The following is a 16,289-nucleotide window of genomic DNA, read 5'->3' as shown; positions in this document are numbered from 1 at the left end:
ATTCTCTGATGACCATAGAGGCTTTTTTGCCATATCGATAATAGAGTTCAACAGCCCGAACCCTGTCCTCATATGAATGCATTAACTCTCTCCCGAGAGTCCAAGTAATCGTCCGCACCCCCTTTTATCCAGATAGAAACGTCACCTTAGAGTAAGCTAAGCTGAAGACAAAAGCATCCTGAGATTGAGGCGGTTAGAAGGTTTAAGTTATAAAGATATAGCCATTGATTCAAGAAGAGTTGAACAGGCATTAATTTTGTCATTTGCCGAAATAGGAATAGGCATTGCATATCCTGATAATTTAGCATCTTCATCCTTACTAGAAAAGGCCAAGAGAGAATCAGAAAGCTATTTTATACAGCAGCATATAAAAAGTGATGGGGATTATTATGAGATACCTTTAATTCATTGGAGCGATAAATTCGGAGTTCATGTTTTTCCAGACAAATCTACTGCATGGGACACTAAAGCAACTCAAGAAATTGAACCGGTGAATGCGGATAAATTTGATATATACTTTAACCAGCATTATAGACGAATGGAAAACATTTTCGCCGCAGGTAATAAATTTAAAAAAATTAAAATAGCGACATCTATGCTCACAACCGCTCTTTTTGATGAGTCACTCATAAATAGAATTATTTTGTCGATGACCGCTATAGAGGTATTAACGGATAGAGTTCTTCGCGACGAAAATGAGGTTAAAACAATAGAGTTTTTAACAAATATTATGAATAAAATGGATATTGATGATAATACTAAAGCTTCTCTTGAAAAGGGATTAAATTCTTTGAAATTTCAATACATCAGTAAAATTTGTAAAAAGCTTGTTCATACGACATTAGGGAGAAGGGATGCAGAGTTATTTTATAAACTGTATGATTACAGATCTCAATTAGTACATACTGGTTTTTTAAAAAAAGAAGAAGAACTGTTTGATATTTCTATAAAATCCTATGACTTAGCTAAAAGGCTGTTAGTGGAGTATGTAGATAAACTATCTAAAAACCCAGATCAATATTAGAGCTACCAAGGCAACTATCATATCAGTTTGAGTGTCACTTTTACTTTGCCCAAAGAGGTGACACTTTAAAACTGCATTGACAGAAGCTGTAGCAGCTAAATTGAGACGTCCGCTTATGTCTCATTTCAAATGTCCGTTTTATTGTCATTCTTTCTAAAGCCCGGTAATACATCCGGGCCTGTATGCCTGTCAGATTTTTGCCTGATTGACCCTTGTAGAAAGTTCCTGATGGTTTTCTTTCCTTTCGCTGTAGCGGTCCGCCAGATAACCGGCATGTCCTTTCAGGATTAACGTAATTTTGAATAACTCTTCGGCAACGTCCACAATTCTGTCATACCAGGCCGAGGGTTTCATGCGTCCTTCATCATCAAATTCCTGCCATGCCTTTGGCACTGACGACTGATTGGGAATGGTGAACATACGCATCCATCGGCCAAGTATCCGCATCTGATTTACCGTGTTAAATGACTGTGAGCCGCCACAAACCTGCATTACGGCCAGCGTTTTACCCTGGGACGGACGAACAGCACCTTCACTCAAGGGTATCCAGTCAATCTGGGCCTTCATCACCGAACTCATGGCTCCATGTCTTTCCGGAGAACTCCAGACCATTCCATCACACCACCTGACCAGTTCGCGGAGTTCAAGCACTTTAGGGTGACTGTCCGGCGCATCATCAGGTAACGGCAGGCCAGATGGATTAAATATTTTCACCTCAGCGCCCATCCTTGCCAGCAACCGCCCCGCCTCTTCTGCTGCAAAACGGCTGTAGGAGCGTTCTCGTACCGATCCGTAAAGGATAAGAATACGCGGCATGGTCTCAGCGCCGTCCAGTAGATTACTGGCAATGGCCTCATCAAAGCACCCCGGTTCTATTGCTGGTAAGTGCGTCATAAAAAACTCTCCCTCTTGTAAGCTATGCTTTAAAATTTATCACATATGAAATATCATATGTATTGTTAATTTTAATCGAGGTTAAGCATGCTACAGCCTGTTCAGCTTTTTAAACTGCTCGCCGATGAAACCCGTTCAACTATCTTACTGCTTCTCAGGGAATCCGGAGAAATGTGCGTCTGTGACATCTGTGGTGCCACAAACGAGTCTCAGCCAAAAATTTCCCGCCACATGGCTCTTTTGCGTGAGTCAGGGCTGGTTATCGACCGCCGTGAAGGAAAATGGGTGCATTACCGACTGTCACCCCATATGCCTGCATGGGCTGCCGGAATCATTGACATAGCCTGGAACTGTGAACGCGAACACATACGCAACAAGCTCCATAGCGCAGCATCGTCCTCGTGCTAAAGTCGATGTATGTATACGAATAAACAAATATGAATGGGGTTTCTGATGTTACTGGCTGGTGTTATCTTTTTGTTTACGCTCGTCCTGGTTATCTGGCAACCCCGTGGACTGGGGATTGGCTGGAGTGCCATGCTGGGCGCAGGTCTGGCATTGCTGACTGGCGTCGTTCACCTGGGGGATATTCCGGTGGTTTGGCAGATAGTTTGGAATGCGACTTCCACCTTTATTGCCGTGATCATCATTAGTCTTTTACTCGATGAATCCGGTTTCTTTGAATGGGCCGCATTGCACGTTGCGCGTTGGGGAAATGGCCGGGGCCGGTTGCTCTTTACCTGGATTGTTCTGCTTGGCGCGATGGTCGCCGCACTGTTCGCCAACGACGGTGCCGCACTGATCCTGACGCCTATCGTCATCGCGATGCTGCTTGCGTTGGGATTCAGCCAGGGATCAACCTTAGCCTTTGTCATGGCCGCAGGGTTTATCGCTGACACGGCCAGCCTGCCGCTGATTGTCTCGAATCTGGTGAACATCGTCTCAGCGGATTTCTTTAAGCTTGGTTTCTCTGAATATGCAGCCGTGATGGTGCCGGTAAACCTGGCGGCCATTGCGACTACGCTTGTGATGTTGCATCTGTATTTCCGCAAAGATATTCCTGCCGTTTACGACGTTTCCCTGCTGAAAGAACCGAAAGATGCGATCCGTGATTTCGGGACTTTTAAAACCGGCTGGCTGGTTCTGGTTTTGCTTCTGGTGGGGTTCTTCGGACTGGAGCCGCTGGGCGTTCCTGTCAGTCTGGTCGCGGCTGCTGGTGCCCTGCTCCTGTTTGCTGTGGCGAAGAAAGGTCATGCCATTAACACAGGCAAGGTGTTACGAGGTGCGCCATGGCAAATCGTTATTTTCTCGCTGGGTATGTACCTGGTGGTCTACGGATTACGAAACGCCGGACTGACCCATTATCTTTCATCTGTGCTGAATCAGCTGGCAGAACAAGGATTATGGGCGGCAACGTTGGGTACTGGCTTCCTTACAGCTTTCCTGTCGTCTGTAATGAACAATATGCCGACCGTGCTGGTCGGGGCACTGTCGATTGACGGCAGTACAGCAACCGGTGTTATCAAAGAAGCGATGATTTACGCCAACGTAATCGGTAGCGATCTGGGGCCTAAAATCACCCCTATCGGCAGCCTGGCAACATTGCTGTGGCTGCATGTTCTTTCGCAGAAAAACATCAAAATTACCTGGGGATATTACTTCCGGGTGGGGATTGTCATGACGATCCCCGTACTGTTTGTCACGCTGGTAGCACTGGCACTGCGGCTGTCTGTATCACACTGACTATTAACTCATAACCCCGGAATGAGTCGCTTCCGGGGTTCAACCAGAGATCATAACGATGAGCAATGTGACTATTTATCATAATCCTGCCTGCGGGACATCACGGAATACCCTTGAGATGATCCGCAACAGTGGGATTGAACCTTCGGTTATTCTGTATCTGGAAACACCACCTACCCGCGAGGATCTTATAAAACTGATTACAGATATGGGGATCACGGTTCGGGCTTTGTTGCGTAAAAATACAGAGCCTTATGAACAGTTAGAACTTGATAAAAATACACTCACTGATGATGAACTGATCGACGCCATACTCGCTCACCCAATTCTGATGAATCGTCCCGTTGTGGTCACGCCACTTGGGACATTGTTATGTCGACCATCAGAGAAGGTACTCGACATACTTCCGGAATTTCAAAAAGCAGCGTTCACAAAAGAAGATGGCGAAAAAGTTGTTGATAAAGAGGGTCATCGGCTGATCTGAAAGTCACTTTTCTCGTACAAGCCATGGGTGTTCACCGGAACATTTGTTTGTCAGACCCATTTATGAGCCGTTTACAATCCTTATTCGGCTCGTATATTAACGTTCTGAATCGTCTGCTGGACGGAGGCGAAAACGGGTTTGCCGAAGGGATCAACGCGGGTCAGTATCAGAAAGTGGCGAAAGTCAGTAAAGCGACAGCTACCCGCCATCTGGCTGATCTCGTTGCGCGGGGCTGTCTGACAAGAACCGCAGCGGGCGGACGCAGCAGCCGGTATAAAATCAACGACACCTTTTCACACCCTAATGGAAACTCTATGAAAAACATCACTTTTTATGGTCGCTTTGAGGCGGATATTCTTGCAGGCCGTAAAACGATTACACTGCGCGAAGCCAGCGATGCAAACTTTTCAACCGGTGATAAGGTGCGGGTAAGCCGTTATGAAGATAATGTTTTTTTCTGCAATATCGAGATTATCAATTTGACGCCGGTGCAATTTGACGCGCTAAATGATACCCATGCGTTGCAGGAAAATATGACGTTGCCGGAACTGAAACAGGTCATCAGTGAAATTTATCCGGGGCTGAAAGAACTGTTTATGCTCGAGTTTCGCCTTATTTAACGCTAAAAACGCGCCGTGCTGAAACCGGCGCGCCCTGCTCTTCTTCAGCCCTGCCAGCGTGACTGACGGATAATGGAACAGAAATTCCCCCTGATAAATTCAGGTTCTTTATCTGCAATAACGTCTGCTTTTACATTACCGAAGGTCGTTTGCGGCTTATTTTTTATGCCGTCATAAAATGCCTGAATAATATCTTCTTTAAATGTCGCCGTGCGGGGATGTGTATTCACCACCGCATGACGAACGTCCTCTTCATACGCCTGATAATTGATGCCGAGCACGTCCATTTCCACTCCTGCCGTGACCAGCGCGATCACCGGATCCATAAACTCGGGTATACCGGGCGTGGTGTGCAGCGCGATGGCGGTCCAGACTTTGTCGATGTCCTGCCCGCTGATGCCATATTGCTGCATGAATTCCCGCGCGGTATTGGCACCGTCCACTTCAAAACGTTTATCACAGCTGCAGTGTTCGTGAGTCAGCCCCATGTCATGGAACATGCAGCCAATATAAAGTAACTCGTGATCAACATTTAACTGGCGAGCCTGCCCGGCGAGCGCGGCCCAGTAATACACCCGGCTGGAATGGTGAAACAGCAATTCCGATTCGCTATCGCGAACCCGTTCTGTGGCTTCGCGGCACATTTTGCTGTCAGGGATACGGATGCCATTGATTGTGAGACTCATGATATTTCTCCTGTGGGATTGCATAAACCCAGCGTAAGCCGCAGGATGAATGTCATCAATCGACGTAGTAATACGATTTAAGATATTACGCCGTTCTGCGACAGGAAAACGATCAATGCCCAAACACATCATTATTCTGGCCGTCCCCGGCGTACAGATGCTGGACGTTTCCGGCCCGATGGATGTTTTCGCCGAGGCCAATCAGCAGCGTGGCCGCGAAGTGTATAAACTCAGCGTGATGGCGATAAACGACCCGATCGTCACTTCGTCTTCAGGCACCCGGATCCTGGCCGACATGATTCTGGACGCCCCGCTTCCCGATAATCTCGATACCTTTCTGGTCGCCGGTGCGCCCTCACTGAACACGTTTTTGAGCGACGATGCCTTAAAGCACAATCTCTGTCGCTGGAGCCATCATGCACAGCGTTTTGGCTCAGTGTGCAGCGGAGCTTTGTTGCTTGCCGCCGCAGGACTGCTGGATAACCGCCGCGTGACCACTCACTGGGCGGTTGCGGAAAAACTGAGTCAGGAATATCCACGGGTCTGTGTCGAAGCAGACGCTATTTTTATCGCTGACGGCGAACTGCGCACCGCTGCCGGTGTGACGTCCGGGCTGGATCTGGCGTTAAGTATGGTTGAGGAAGATCTCGGGCGGGAAACGGCGCGCAATGTGGCCGCTCAGCTGGTGATGTTCTTCAAACGCCCAGGCGGTCAGCTTCAGTTCAGCCGTCACGGTCAGGCATCGCTGAGTGGCCGCGCCGCGTTGCAGGATGTTCAGCGCTGGGTGCTGAGTTCCCTGGACCAGCCGCACAATGTCAGCACGCTGGCACAACATATGGGGCTGAGTGCCCGCCACGTCACGCGGTTATTTAATCAGGAAATGAAACAATCACCGGCAGAATGGCTGGAACAGCAACGGATATTTCATGCCCGCCAGATGCTCGAAACCGGCGGTCTTGCCATGAAACAGATTGCCTCGCAATGCGGATTTTCCAGCGTGGATATCTTACGGCGGGCCTTTATGCGCCAACTTAACGTGACACCGTCACAATATCAAAAACAGTTTGTGTGACTCACTATAGCCTGATAAATCAGGCCTCTGCGGCAACCTGCGCCCGCCTGAAACACTCAGGACGGTGAGTATTGATAAGGCCGGTAGCTTCCATCCAGGCATAAACAATTGTCGGACCGACAAACTTAAAACCGCGCTTTTTCAGGTCTTTCGAAATACGTTCTGACAGCGCATCTTTGGTGGGCACCGGCCCCACATGCTGAATGGCTTTACCGCCGATCTGCGTCCAAATCCACTCTCCGAAATCTTCGCCGGCCTGCTGCATTGCCAGATAAACCCGCGCATTGTTTATCACAGCCGTAATTTTACTGCGTGAGCGGATGATTTCGGCGTTGTTCATTAGCTTTTCGATATCATCTTCGGTGAATTCAGCGACTTTTTCCGGCTCAAACTGGCAGAACGCGAGACGCAATGCCTCACGTTTTTTCAGCACAATCCGCCAGGACAGCCCCGCCTGAAAACCATCCAGCATCAGTTTTTCCCACAACGCACGGCTGTCGCGCACGGGTTTACCCCATTCGGTGTCGTGGTAGTGAATCATGAGATCGTCCTGGAGATTCCAGGGACAACGGACGGGAGCAATGGTCATGGCGGAACTCGGGCTGATGGGTTTTGCGTAGTCTACCCGAGAACGGTCTTCATTATTCAGGGAAAAAATAACCCTCGCACGCCTCTGTGGTTTTATGAATTATATTCATGATGGTTTCATGAACCACCGGCAGGGTTCAGCAAATATTCATGAACCCTGCTCATTTACTTCGGTTTTTACACTCCCTTGATTTCCCTCCTAGGCGCCTTGAAAACAACCGCTGCACATTTCCCCGAAGGTTAAGTGTGCACATTTAATCATAATACCCTACACTGCATGTTGTAACTAACCGGAGGGGATATGGCAGATTATGATTTGATCGCTCGTATGAATGGCTGTTTTAACGAGCTGGAAATGGCGTTGCACGACCTGGGGAATTTCCTGAGCAGGCTGGAATTACTGCAGGCGCGGGTGTTTGCCTTGCCGGACATCGCCAAAGGCGAAGAACATAATCCTGCGGATAAGATTTCTGTTACCCCTTATCTCGGTGAAGCCGCGCAGGAGATGGCGTTGCAGCATTTTCAGCGGCTGTTCATTCATCATAATAACGAGAATATCAGCAGCAAATCCGCGGTCCGTTTGCCCGGTGTGCTGTGCTATGCCGTTGACCCCGCTGAGCACCAGTCTGCCCTGCTGCTGATCGAAGAAGTGAACAAACTTAAGGCGGAACTTGAGCACATTGTCACTGTTGAATCCGGGCTGGCGCGCGAACAGCGTTTCGAGTTTGTGCACACCCATTTGCGCGGCCTGATTACCCTCAACGCCTACCGCTCCGTGACCTTTTTAAATGACCCGGATTCGGTGCGCTTTGGCTGGGCCAACAAGCACATTATTAAGAATGTCAGCCGGGACGAAGTGCTGGCGATGCTGGAAAAAAGCCTCAATGCCGGACGCGCCGTCTCGCCCTATACCCGTGAACAGTGGATGGAAAATATCAACCGCGAAATGATTGATGTGAAACGGCTACCGGAACATGCCGCGCTGAAATTTAAACGTCCGGTGAAAGTTCAGCCCATTGCCCGCGTGTGGTATCGCAACAGCCAGAAACAGGTGCAACACCCCTGCCCGCTGCCGCTGATCGCATTGTGTCTGCGTACCCCGATGATGCAGGTACCGAAGCTAGGCGAATTGCCGGATTACGACGTCAGCGCCATCAAACACAAGTACAAACCGCAGTCTCAGCCGCTGAGCCTGCTGATCAAACGCCTGCATTTATACACCGACCATCCGCTGTAAATGAAAAAGGTCCGGCAAGCCGGACCTCTCTGGTGCACAGGTATCAGGGAAACTTATGCCTTCATGCTGCCGACCATGGCTTCCGGTCTGACCCATTCGTCGAACTGTTCTTCGGTCAGATAACCGAGTTTCAGCGCAGAACCTTTCAGGGTCAGCCCTTCTTTATGGGCTTTCTTGGCGATTTCTGCCGCTTTGTCATAACCGATGTGGGTGTTGAGCGCCGTCACCAGCATCAGCGATTCATTCAGCAACTGCGTAATGCGGTCACGATTTGGCTCAATGCCGACGGCACAGTGCTCATTAAAACCACGCATTCCGTCGGCCAGCAAACGGACAGATTGCAGATAGTTGTGGATCACCAGCGGGCGGAACACATTCAGCTCGAAGTTACCGGAAGCACCACCAATATTGACGGCGACATCATTTCCCAGCACCTGCGCGCAAAGCATGGTCATGGCTTCACACTGCGTCGGGTTCACTTTGCCTGGCATGATCGAGCTTCCCGGTTCGTTTTCCGGAATGGAAATCTCGCCAATGCCGCAACGCGGGCCGGAAGATAACCAGCGAACGTCGTTGGCGATTTTCATCAGCGAAGCCGCCAGACCTTTCAAGGCGCCATGTCCATGCACCAGCGCGTCGCAGGTTGCCAGCGCTTCAAACTTATTCGGCGACGTGACGAACGGCTGTTTGGTCAGGTCAGCCAGCGCTTTCGCGACGCGAACCGCATATTCAGGGTGCGTATTCAGGCCGGTACCTACCGCCGTACCGCCCAGCGCCAGCTCCGCGATGTGCGGAATACTGTTTTCAATGTGCGTGACATTATGCGCCAGCATCGCCACCCAGCCGGAAATCTCCTGGCCCAGGGTCAGCGGCGTGGCATCCTGCAAATGTGTCCGGCCAATTTTAACGATATCGCGATAGGCTTCGGCTTTCGCTTCCAGCGTTTTGTGCAGCACTTTCAGCTCAGGCAGCAGCGTTTCACGCAGTTCAATCACCGCGGCGACGTGCATCGCGGTCGGAAAAACGTCGTTGGAACTTTGACTTTTGTTGACGTCATCGTTCGGATGCACTTTACGCGCTTCGCCGCGCTCACCGCCGAGGATCTCACTCGCCCGGTTCGCCAGCACTTCATTCATATTCATGTTGGTCTGGGTGCCGGAACCGGTCTGCCAGATGGAAAGCGGAAACTCTTCAGAATGTTTATTCGCCAGCACTTCATCGGCAGCGGCAACAATGGCGTCGCCCCGCTCGGCGGGCAGCAAACCGAGATCCATATTGACGCTGGCGGCCGCACGTTTGGTCAGGGCCAGCGCGTGGATCAGCGCCGTGGGCATTTTTTCAGAGGAAATACGAAAGTGTTCAAGCGAACGTTGCGTCTGTGCGCCCCAAAGCTTATCTGCCGGAACATCGATAGGCCCCATTGAGTCTTTTTCAATGCGAGTCGCTGTCATTGTTGTCTCCTTAGATAGTTATTTTCGAATGAGTGTCTGTGTTTTGTGCAGGATTTTCAGCCGCCAGGTGCGCTCCCACGCGTTCATCAGCGGCCTGACGAGTATAGTGACATATAAGGCAAGCGTATTACCCGTTCCTTTTACATTGAAGAGATTGCGCCATCACCGCACTTTTTGACCCTTCACAGTTGTAAAGGCCGCCCCGTCATTGTTTACTAGCGGGTAGAATTTTCCATTCAGGATGAAGCAATGCAAAAGATGCATAACGGTGTACAAAATTACGCCTGGGGCAGTAAAGACGCGCTGACAGAACTTTATGGCATTACCGATCCGCAAGATCGTCCGATGGCGGAATTGTGGATGGGTGCTCACCCGAAAAGCAGCTCTCAGGTTGAGAATGCCACCGGTGAGACGATTTCGCTGCGCGATCAAATCAGTGCCAATCTTGAGGGGCAGCTAGGTAAAAAAGTCGCCAAACGTTTTGGTGAACTGCCTTTTCTGTTCAAAGTATTGTGTGCCGATCAGCCGCTGTCAATTCAGGTTCATCCAAGCAAAGGCGCAGCCGAGCTGGGTTACGCCAAAGAAAACGCCAACGGGATCCCGCTCGATGCGGCTGAACGTAACTATAAAGATCCGAATCACAAGCCGGAGCTGGTCTATGCCCTGACCGAGTTCCAGGCCATGAACGGTTTTCGCGAGCTGCGTGAAACCGTTTCCTTGCTGCAACCGGTCGCCGGTGCCCATCCGCTGATTGCCAGCTTCCTGTCTTATCCCGATGTTGACCACCTGCGTACCCTGTTCGCCGGGCTGCTGAGTCTGGAAGGCGACGATAAATCGCGGGCGCTGGATGTGCTGAAATCCGTCCTCAACGATCAGCGCGGCGAGCCGTGGGACACCATCCGCAGCATCGCTGAATTTTATCCGCACGACACCGGCCTTTTCTCTCCGCTGCTGCTGAACGTGATTACCCTGCAACCGGGCGAAGGCATGTTCCTGTATGCCGAAACGCCGCACGCCTATCTTAAAGGGGTGTCGCTGGAAGTGATGGCGAATTCCGATAACGTCCTGCGCGCAGGCCTGACGCCGAAATACATCGATATCCCAGAGTTGCTGGCCAACCTGAAGTTCAATGCCAAACCGGCCAGCGAATTGCTGACAACGCCGGTGGAAAAAGGCGCGGAGCTTAACTTCCCGATCCCGGTAGAAGATTTTGCGTTCTCCATCCACAGCCTGTCTGCAGAGCCGCAAACGCTTGAACAAGACAGCGCGGCGATTGTCTTTTGTATCGAAGGCCAGAGCGTGCTGGTGAAAGACGGCCAGACGCTGGTGCTCAATCCGGGTGAGTCCGGCTATATTGCGGCCAGTGAATCGCCGGTCAGCATAAGTGGCAACGGGCGCATTGCCCGCGTGTTCAATACCCTGAGTTAAGTATCCGGTCATTAAACAAATTGGGGCTAATGGCCTCAATTTGATGATTTTTTTACTGATTGAGCTACACTCAGGAGACTAATAACGCCGCAAGGCGTTTTTTGTTTTCGGGACATTTCATAAGGATAAACAGAGATATGAAGAAGTCGTTAGTCGCTGTAAGCGTCATTGTCGTCCTTGGCGCAGCCTGGACAGGCGTCTCGTGGTACACGGGTAAACTCATCGAACAACATATGGATGAAGAAGTCGCGGCGGCCAACAGCCAGCTGCAGACTGCTTTCCCGAAAGCCGGTCTGAAAGTCAGTTATCAGGATTACCAGCGCGGCGTGTTCAGCAGCAAATTGCGCATCGTTTTGCAACCTGATGCCGCCGCGGCCACCGCAGGTACCAGCGCGCTGAAAACCGGTGATGAAATCGCGTTTATCGAAACCGTCGATCATGGCCCGTTCCCTGCCGCTCAGCTGAAGAAATTCAACCTGATCCCGAGCATGGCCTCGGTGCATTCCGAACTGCAAAACACCCCAACGCTTAAACCGCTGTTTGACGTGACCAAAGGCCGCTCGCTGATCACCGCGGATACCCGCGTCTCTTACAGCGGCGCGAGCGCTTCGGCCATCGACATTATCCCGGTGACCTACCAGAAAGAAGAGAGCCAGCTGCAATTCTCCGGCGGCACCATCAATGTGGATGTGGATAAAGAGCTGACGGCGATGAAGCTGAAAGCCGACATCGACAGCCTGGCGATCACCTCTAAAAACCAGTTCGGTCAGCTTGAAAAAGTGACGCTGGCCGGTTTGAACATGGACAGCGATACCCAGCAGGGTAAATTCCAGGTCGGCGTGGGCGATCAGAACCTGAGCATCAAACAGATTCTGGTGAACGTTGACGGTAAAGACGCGGGCTCCCTGGATAACTTCAAACTGGTGAGCAAATTTGCTGAAAACGGCAATAACATCGGCGGCCAGCAGGATTACACCATTGATGCACTGAAAATTCAGGGTGCTGATTTCGGTTCTGCCAAACTGACGCTGAAGCTGGATAAACTGGATGGCCCGGCCCTGAAACAGTTTGCTGATAATTACAATCAGCAATCCCGCGCCCTGCTGATGCAACAAGGTGAACTGGATCCTGCGGTTTACCAGCAACAAGCCGCCGATATGCTGCTGGCGAATCTGCCACTGCTGCTCAAAGGCAATCCAAGTATCAGCATTGCACCGCTGAGCTGGAAAAACAGCAAAGGTGAAAGTACCTTCAACCTGCATCTGGATCTGAAAGATCCGGCCGCTACACCTGCGCAAACGCAGGATCAGATGTTGTCTAATCTGGTCAGCAAAATCGACGCTAAACTGAATGTCCCGCTGGCGATGGCGACCGAAGTCACCACTCAGGTTGCTAAACTGGAAGGTTACAGCGGCGATGACGCCACCAAGCTGGCACAGCAGCAGGTTCAGGGTCTGGCAGCCATGGGTCAGATGTTTAAACTGACCACGGTGAAAGATGACACCCTGACCAGCAGCTTCAGCTATGCGGATAATCAGGTGGATCTGAACGGTCAGAAGATGACGTTGCAGGAATTTGCCGGTATGTTTGGCCTGTTCGGCGGCCCGGCTGCTCAGCCACAGCCTGAAGCCCCTGCGCCTCTGGCACCGCCAGTCGCTCCGGTTCCGGCGCAGTAATTCTGATACAGCCGCATTAAACGTTAAGAACGATAAGAACGAAAAGAGGGGAATGTCTTCCCCTCTTTTTTTATGCCTGAACCTTTCGCTTATTTGAAATCAGCATACGGCGTTAAAGGTTGCGGCGGCAGATCCAGACTGCCCTGCCAGCCCCCCATCGAATACCTCGCGTACAGTAAATAATGGCTCGGCGTGTAATCTTTCGCCTGCTGAATGTCGATACCCGCCCCGACCGTCCAGTGGGCGCTGACCCTTCTCTCCAGCAAGGCCTGCACGGTGTAGCCGAAACCGGAACCGCTGCTGCCGGACTCAACGGCACTTTTATCCGTTAACGTATCGGGGATCAGACTTTGGATCGGGTAACGTTTTTGGCTGCTTGTCGATGACTGTGACCAGGAAACCGAGCCGCCCAGTTGCCATGACCAGTTTTCCGTGCGCTGGCGATAATTCACCGGCACCGCCAGCGAGAAATAGCGCTGCGGGCTGTAATACCCGCCTTGTCCCAGCGTGTAACCGCTGAGATCTTTCTGGTAATGCCAGACCATTGAACTCAGGCCGACGGTCGCGCGGCGGTTATCCTCGTTGATGACCTTATAGTAATAGCCGCCCATCAGCCGCTCACGGGTGTTATCCGCCACATTCTTACCGGTCAGCTGATGCGCACTGATGTCTGCCCAGACGCCGTTGGCTTCGCCCTGATCGTAACTCAGGCCGAGGCTGGCACCGGTGGCACGAACGCCGCCCCAGGTGGTATTGGTGCCCGGATCTTTCGCACCGGCAAAGGAGAGCAGTGAGCTGGAGATCGGGCGGCGCGAGACGGTGGTGGTCCAGCCGAGTGTATCCCAGTCGCCGCTGTATGCCAGCCCGCCGACCCAGTCCACCACCGGGAAGCCGAGCGGCGTGGTGCCCAGATCCCCTTTCCATTGTTCATTTTCCCAGCCCGCCGCCAGACTCAGGCCATTGGCGTTCTGACTGCGATAACGCCGGCAAACCTGATCGGTACAGGTACCAAAGCTCTCTTCGAAGTTACCGTTCTGATGATCAAACGTTCCCGCATCCATCCGCACCCAGTCAGCGCGCAGGAAACCTCTGCCCTGATACACCGGCATATCGGCCTGAAACATGGTGGTATTGGCGGTCAGGTCGGATTTACCCGGCGTACCGCTGGACGCCCAGGAGTCGGTATCCACCGTGAAGTTAACGTCCTGCTGGCGGTACAAATCATGGGCATCGGAGCGGATGCCGCGTTTAAGCCAGTCATCCCCGGCCTGCTGACGTGTCAGTCGGGTGTAACCGTCGTTATCTTCCGGCACCTGCGCCGTGATGCCGCTGGCCACCATCGCCTGCGCGTAATCCTGGCGGGCGAGATCGGGCTGACCGAGCTGTTGTTCAACGTTCGCCGCATTACGGTAAATCAGCGCCTTGTCCTGCCCGGCGGGTTGCTGGCGGGCGGCCATTTTAAGTGGCTGCAATAACGCATACGCCCTGCTGGCTTCGCCGACATCCAGCCAGGCCGTCGCCACCCGGCGCTGCTGATTCAGACTCAGCCCGTCAGCCGGCAAATCCGCCTGTTGCAGACGCTGTTTCGCCAGTGCGGTATCGCCCGTCGCCAGCGCGGTGTCGATACCTGAAAGTGTTTTATCGAGCCGGATGCGCTGCGCCATTTCGCGCATATTGGCGTCCCATTGGTTCTGCGGCAACGTCTGTAAGTGGCGCAGCGCCGCTTCATCGCGGTCAGAACCCGAGAGGTAAAGCGAATAGGCATAGACCTGCTGCGGATCGGCCGGTTTTTTCGCCGCCAGCCGGGTAAATGCGGCATCTGCTTTGTCCGGATGCCCCGCTTCACGCAGCGCACCGGCGTAGTGATACGTGCTCCAGACGTCGTCCGGGGTCAGGGCCAGCACCTGCGCGTAAAGCGTGGCGGCCTGATCCCACTGACGCGCTGCCACCGCTTTTTCTGCCTGCGCGGTCAGCACATCGCTTTGCAGGCTTTTCTGACGATCGCTGAACGTTTGCCGGGAGGCGGCAGGCAAGGTACTGAGATAATCGAGCGCTTTTTGCGGTGACTGCCGCTGATAAATGTTCACCAGCCCGCGTTCGGCGCTGCTGTTGTTGGGTTCCAGCGCCAGCGCACGGCGATATGCCTGTTCGGCAAGCGGATCGTTTTTACGTGCCACGGCCACATCACCGAGGCCAATTTGAGCCCAGGGATCGCGGGGGTCGATGTGCTGAGCCTGCTGATAGGCGCTTTGCGCCCGATCTAACTGCCCGGCCTTCAGCGCGTTATCGCCCTGCTCAATCCTGAGCCAGTAGCTGTTGGTATCGATCAGGCTGTTCCATTTACTGGTGTTATAACCATCCTGTTCGGCTGCCCTGGCGCGCTGGAACATCGCCAGAGCCTGCTGACGGTTGCCGGAACGGGAATACGCCAGCCCCATCGCCCCGAGCACTTCAGCGTCGTTAGGTTTTTCCTGCAAGGCCTGACGCAGCGGCGCAATGGCCGCCGTGGAGCCGCCTTTTTCTATCTGCGCCAGCCCTTTGATCCGTGCCTGATAATGAGGATCGGCAAGCATCGCCTGCTGTCTCTGGAGTTCCTGTTGGGCGGCGATCACCTGAGGGCCGGTATCGAAGGTGGCGATAAACGCCTGCAACGCATCGACACTGGCGTTCGCCACCGGCTGCGCCCTGATACGCGCCAGCCATAAATCTGCGGCAGGCGACCGCCCTTCATTAGTGGTGGCAACCTGTTTCACCAGCGCGACCCCACCGGCGTTGTCACCGGCATCAAACGCCATTTGCGCCAGTTGCAGCCGCAACTGCACATCACCGGGATATTGTTGATTGAGTGCCTGAAGCAGCCCCTGCGCACGGGCTTTCTGCCCCGGCAGCCGGGCGACCAGTTGCCAGTATTCCACGGCGAGATCGAGCGTTGGCGGCTGCCCCTGAAATAACGCATCGTACTGCGCTTTGGCTTCGTCGAGACGTCCGGCGGTCGCCAGTAAGCGCGTTTGCTGGAGTTTCTGCTGCATGTCCGGCGAGGCAATCCGCAGGCTCAGCTGCGCCTGCCGGAAGTCGTCAGAATCTGGCGCGACCTGCTGAATTTTTTGCAATTGCTGTTTCGCACCGGCCTGATCCCCTTCGCGCAGTAACAGCCGCAAACGGGCGGAAAGCACCTGCGGATTCTGAGGATCCATCAGTTCCAGACGAAAAAGCGACTGACGCACCAGATCTTCCTGATGGCTGGCTTCACCGACGCGCACCTGTTCCAGCAGCCACTGCTCAGGGGAAACCACCGGTGCGGCCCCGGCCTGTGTGCTCAGCAGCGCCAGCCCCAGGGTCAGGGCCAGCCTGCTGAATGTGAACGGCGTCTTGCGAGGGGTGTTCAC

14 protein-coding genes are annotated in these 16,289 nt (G+C 52.7%); 9 read left to right on the top strand and 5 right to left on the bottom strand.

The annotated features are described in order from the left end of the window. Positions 1–256 precede the first annotated feature (256 nt). A complete protein-coding gene (locus ACO0U8_RS20775) occupies positions 257–1,024 on the top strand; it encodes a hypothetical protein (RefSeq protein ID WP_421671549.1) in 768 nt (255 codons plus the stop codon). A gap of 189 nt (positions 1,025–1,213) precedes the next feature. Here ACO0U8_RS20775 and arsH read toward each other — a convergent pair whose 3' ends face one another. Beyond that, positions 1,214–1,918, bottom strand: coding sequence for an arsenical resistance protein ArsH (gene arsH, locus ACO0U8_RS20770; protein ID WP_421671548.1), 705 nt, complete (start codon positions 1,916–1,918; stop codon positions 1,214–1,216). 87 nt (positions 1,919–2,005) lie between these two features. Here arsH and ACO0U8_RS20765 point away from each other — a divergent pair, with 87 nt between their 5' ends. The 4 genes from ACO0U8_RS20765 (at position 2,006) to yqfB (ending at position 4,765) form a co-directional block, all read left to right on the top strand. Beyond that, the gene (locus ACO0U8_RS20765) at positions 2,006–2,326 is read left to right on the top strand and encodes a metalloregulator ArsR/SmtB family transcription factor (RefSeq protein ID WP_421671547.1); all 321 of its coding nucleotides are present in this window, start codon (positions 2,006–2,008) and stop codon (positions 2,324–2,326) included. A gap of 45 nt (positions 2,327–2,371) precedes the next feature. Next, positions 2,372–3,661, top strand: a complete 1,290-nt coding sequence (locus ACO0U8_RS20760; RefSeq protein WP_421671546.1) for an arsenic transporter — start codon at positions 2,372–2,374, stop codon at positions 3,659–3,661. A gap of 58 nt (positions 3,662–3,719) precedes the next feature. Then, a complete protein-coding gene (gene arsC / locus ACO0U8_RS20755; protein ID WP_122095289.1) occupies positions 3,720–4,145 on the top strand; it encodes a glutaredoxin-dependent arsenate reductase in 426 nt (141 codons plus the stop codon). A gap of 314 nt (positions 4,146–4,459) precedes the next feature. Beyond that, the gene (gene yqfB, locus ACO0U8_RS20750) at positions 4,460–4,765 is read left to right on the top strand and encodes a N(4)-acetylcytidine aminohydrolase (RefSeq protein WP_421671555.1); all 306 of its coding nucleotides are present in this window, start codon (positions 4,460–4,462) and stop codon (positions 4,763–4,765) included. Positions 4,766–4,809: 44 nt separating this feature from the next. Here yqfB and ACO0U8_RS20745 read toward each other — a convergent pair whose 3' ends face one another. Continuing rightward, positions 4,810–5,451, bottom strand: coding sequence for an HD domain-containing protein (locus ACO0U8_RS20745; protein ID WP_421671545.1), 642 nt, complete (start codon positions 5,449–5,451; stop codon positions 4,810–4,812). Positions 5,452–5,566: 115 nt separating this feature from the next. On the opposite strand from ACO0U8_RS20745, the gene ACO0U8_RS20740 reads away from it, so the two are divergent. Then, positions 5,567–6,523: a GlxA family transcriptional regulator gene (locus ACO0U8_RS20740; RefSeq protein ID WP_421671544.1), complete on the top strand. Its 957-nt coding sequence runs from the start codon at positions 5,567–5,569 to the stop codon at positions 6,521–6,523. A 19-nt stretch (positions 6,524–6,542) separates the two neighbouring features. On the opposite strand, the gene ACO0U8_RS20735 is transcribed toward ACO0U8_RS20740, so the two are convergent. After that, the gene (locus ACO0U8_RS20735) at positions 6,543–7,112 is read right to left on the bottom strand and encodes a DNA-3-methyladenine glycosylase I (protein WP_421671543.1); all 570 of its coding nucleotides are present in this window, start codon (positions 7,110–7,112) and stop codon (positions 6,543–6,545) included. A gap of 300 nt (positions 7,113–7,412) precedes the next feature. On the opposite strand from ACO0U8_RS20735, the gene tus reads away from it, so the two are divergent. Further along, positions 7,413–8,348 carry a DNA replication terminus site-binding protein gene (tus, locus tag ACO0U8_RS20730; RefSeq protein ID WP_414071041.1) on the top strand — a complete coding sequence of 312 codons (936 nt, stop codon included), beginning with the start codon at positions 7,413–7,415 and terminating at the stop codon, positions 8,346–8,348. Positions 8,349–8,401: 53 nt separating this feature from the next. On the opposite strand, the gene fumC is transcribed toward tus, so the two are convergent. Further along, on the bottom strand, positions 8,402–9,799 hold the full coding sequence (fumC, locus tag ACO0U8_RS20725; RefSeq protein ID WP_421671542.1) for a class II fumarate hydratase: 1,398 nt from the start codon (positions 9,797–9,799) through the stop codon (positions 8,402–8,404). A 249-nt stretch (positions 9,800–10,048) separates the two neighbouring features. On the opposite strand from fumC, the gene manA reads away from it, so the two are divergent. After that, positions 10,049–11,227 carry a mannose-6-phosphate isomerase gene (manA, locus tag ACO0U8_RS20720; RefSeq protein ID WP_421671541.1) on the top strand — a complete coding sequence of 393 codons (1,179 nt, stop codon included), beginning with the start codon at positions 10,049–10,051 and terminating at the stop codon, positions 11,225–11,227. A 137-nt stretch (positions 11,228–11,364) separates the two neighbouring features. Next, complete coding sequence (locus tag ACO0U8_RS20715) at positions 11,365–12,903, top strand: YdgA family protein (RefSeq protein WP_136377464.1); 1,539 nt, start codon at positions 11,365–11,367, stop codon at positions 12,901–12,903. Positions 12,904–12,992: 89 nt separating this feature from the next. Here ACO0U8_RS20715 and ACO0U8_RS20710 read toward each other — a convergent pair whose 3' ends face one another. After that, a complete protein-coding gene (locus ACO0U8_RS20710; RefSeq protein WP_421671540.1) occupies positions 12,993–16,289 on the bottom strand; it encodes a cellulose synthase subunit BcsC-related outer membrane protein in 3,297 nt (1,098 codons plus the stop codon).

Source organism: Rahnella sp. EDr1-12, from assembly GCF_049206505.1.
GTDB classification, from domain to species: domain Bacteria; phylum Pseudomonadota; class Gammaproteobacteria; order Enterobacterales; family Enterobacteriaceae; genus Rahnella; species Rahnella rivi.
Note: the sequence above shows the minus strand (reverse complement) of the source record. Positions and strands in the feature narration are given on the sequence as shown.

Excerpts from the sequence above, each read along its gene's own strand:
- arsH (WP_421671548.1), bottom strand. The coding sequence starts at position 1,918 with ATGACGCACTTACCAGCAATAGAACCGGGGTGCTTTGATGAGGCCATT.
- ACO0U8_RS20765 (WP_421671547.1), top strand. The coding sequence starts at position 2,006 with ATGCTACAGCCTGTTCAGCTTTTTAAACTGCTCGCCGATGAAACCCGT.
- ACO0U8_RS20760 (WP_421671546.1), top strand. The coding sequence starts at position 2,372 with ATGTTACTGGCTGGTGTTATCTTTTTGTTTACGCTCGTCCTGGTTATC.
- arsC (WP_122095289.1), top strand. The coding sequence starts at position 3,720 with ATGAGCAATGTGACTATTTATCATAATCCTGCCTGCGGGACATCACGG.
- yqfB (WP_421671555.1), top strand. The coding sequence starts at position 4,460 with ATGAAAAACATCACTTTTTATGGTCGCTTTGAGGCGGATATTCTTGCA.
- ACO0U8_RS20745 (WP_421671545.1), bottom strand. The coding sequence starts at position 5,451 with ATGAGTCTCACAATCAATGGCATCCGTATCCCTGACAGCAAAATGTGC.
- ACO0U8_RS20740 (WP_421671544.1), top strand. The coding sequence starts at position 5,567 with ATGCCCAAACACATCATTATTCTGGCCGTCCCCGGCGTACAGATGCTG.
- ACO0U8_RS20735 (WP_421671543.1), bottom strand. The coding sequence starts at position 7,112 with ATGACCATTGCTCCCGTCCGTTGTCCCTGGAATCTCCAGGACGATCTC.
- tus (WP_414071041.1), top strand. The coding sequence starts at position 7,413 with ATGGCAGATTATGATTTGATCGCTCGTATGAATGGCTGTTTTAACGAG.
- fumC (WP_421671542.1), bottom strand. The coding sequence starts at position 9,799 with ATGACAGCGACTCGCATTGAAAAAGACTCAATGGGGCCTATCGATGTT.
- manA (WP_421671541.1), top strand. The coding sequence starts at position 10,049 with ATGCAAAAGATGCATAACGGTGTACAAAATTACGCCTGGGGCAGTAAA.
- ACO0U8_RS20715 (WP_136377464.1), top strand. The coding sequence starts at position 11,365 with ATGAAGAAGTCGTTAGTCGCTGTAAGCGTCATTGTCGTCCTTGGCGCA.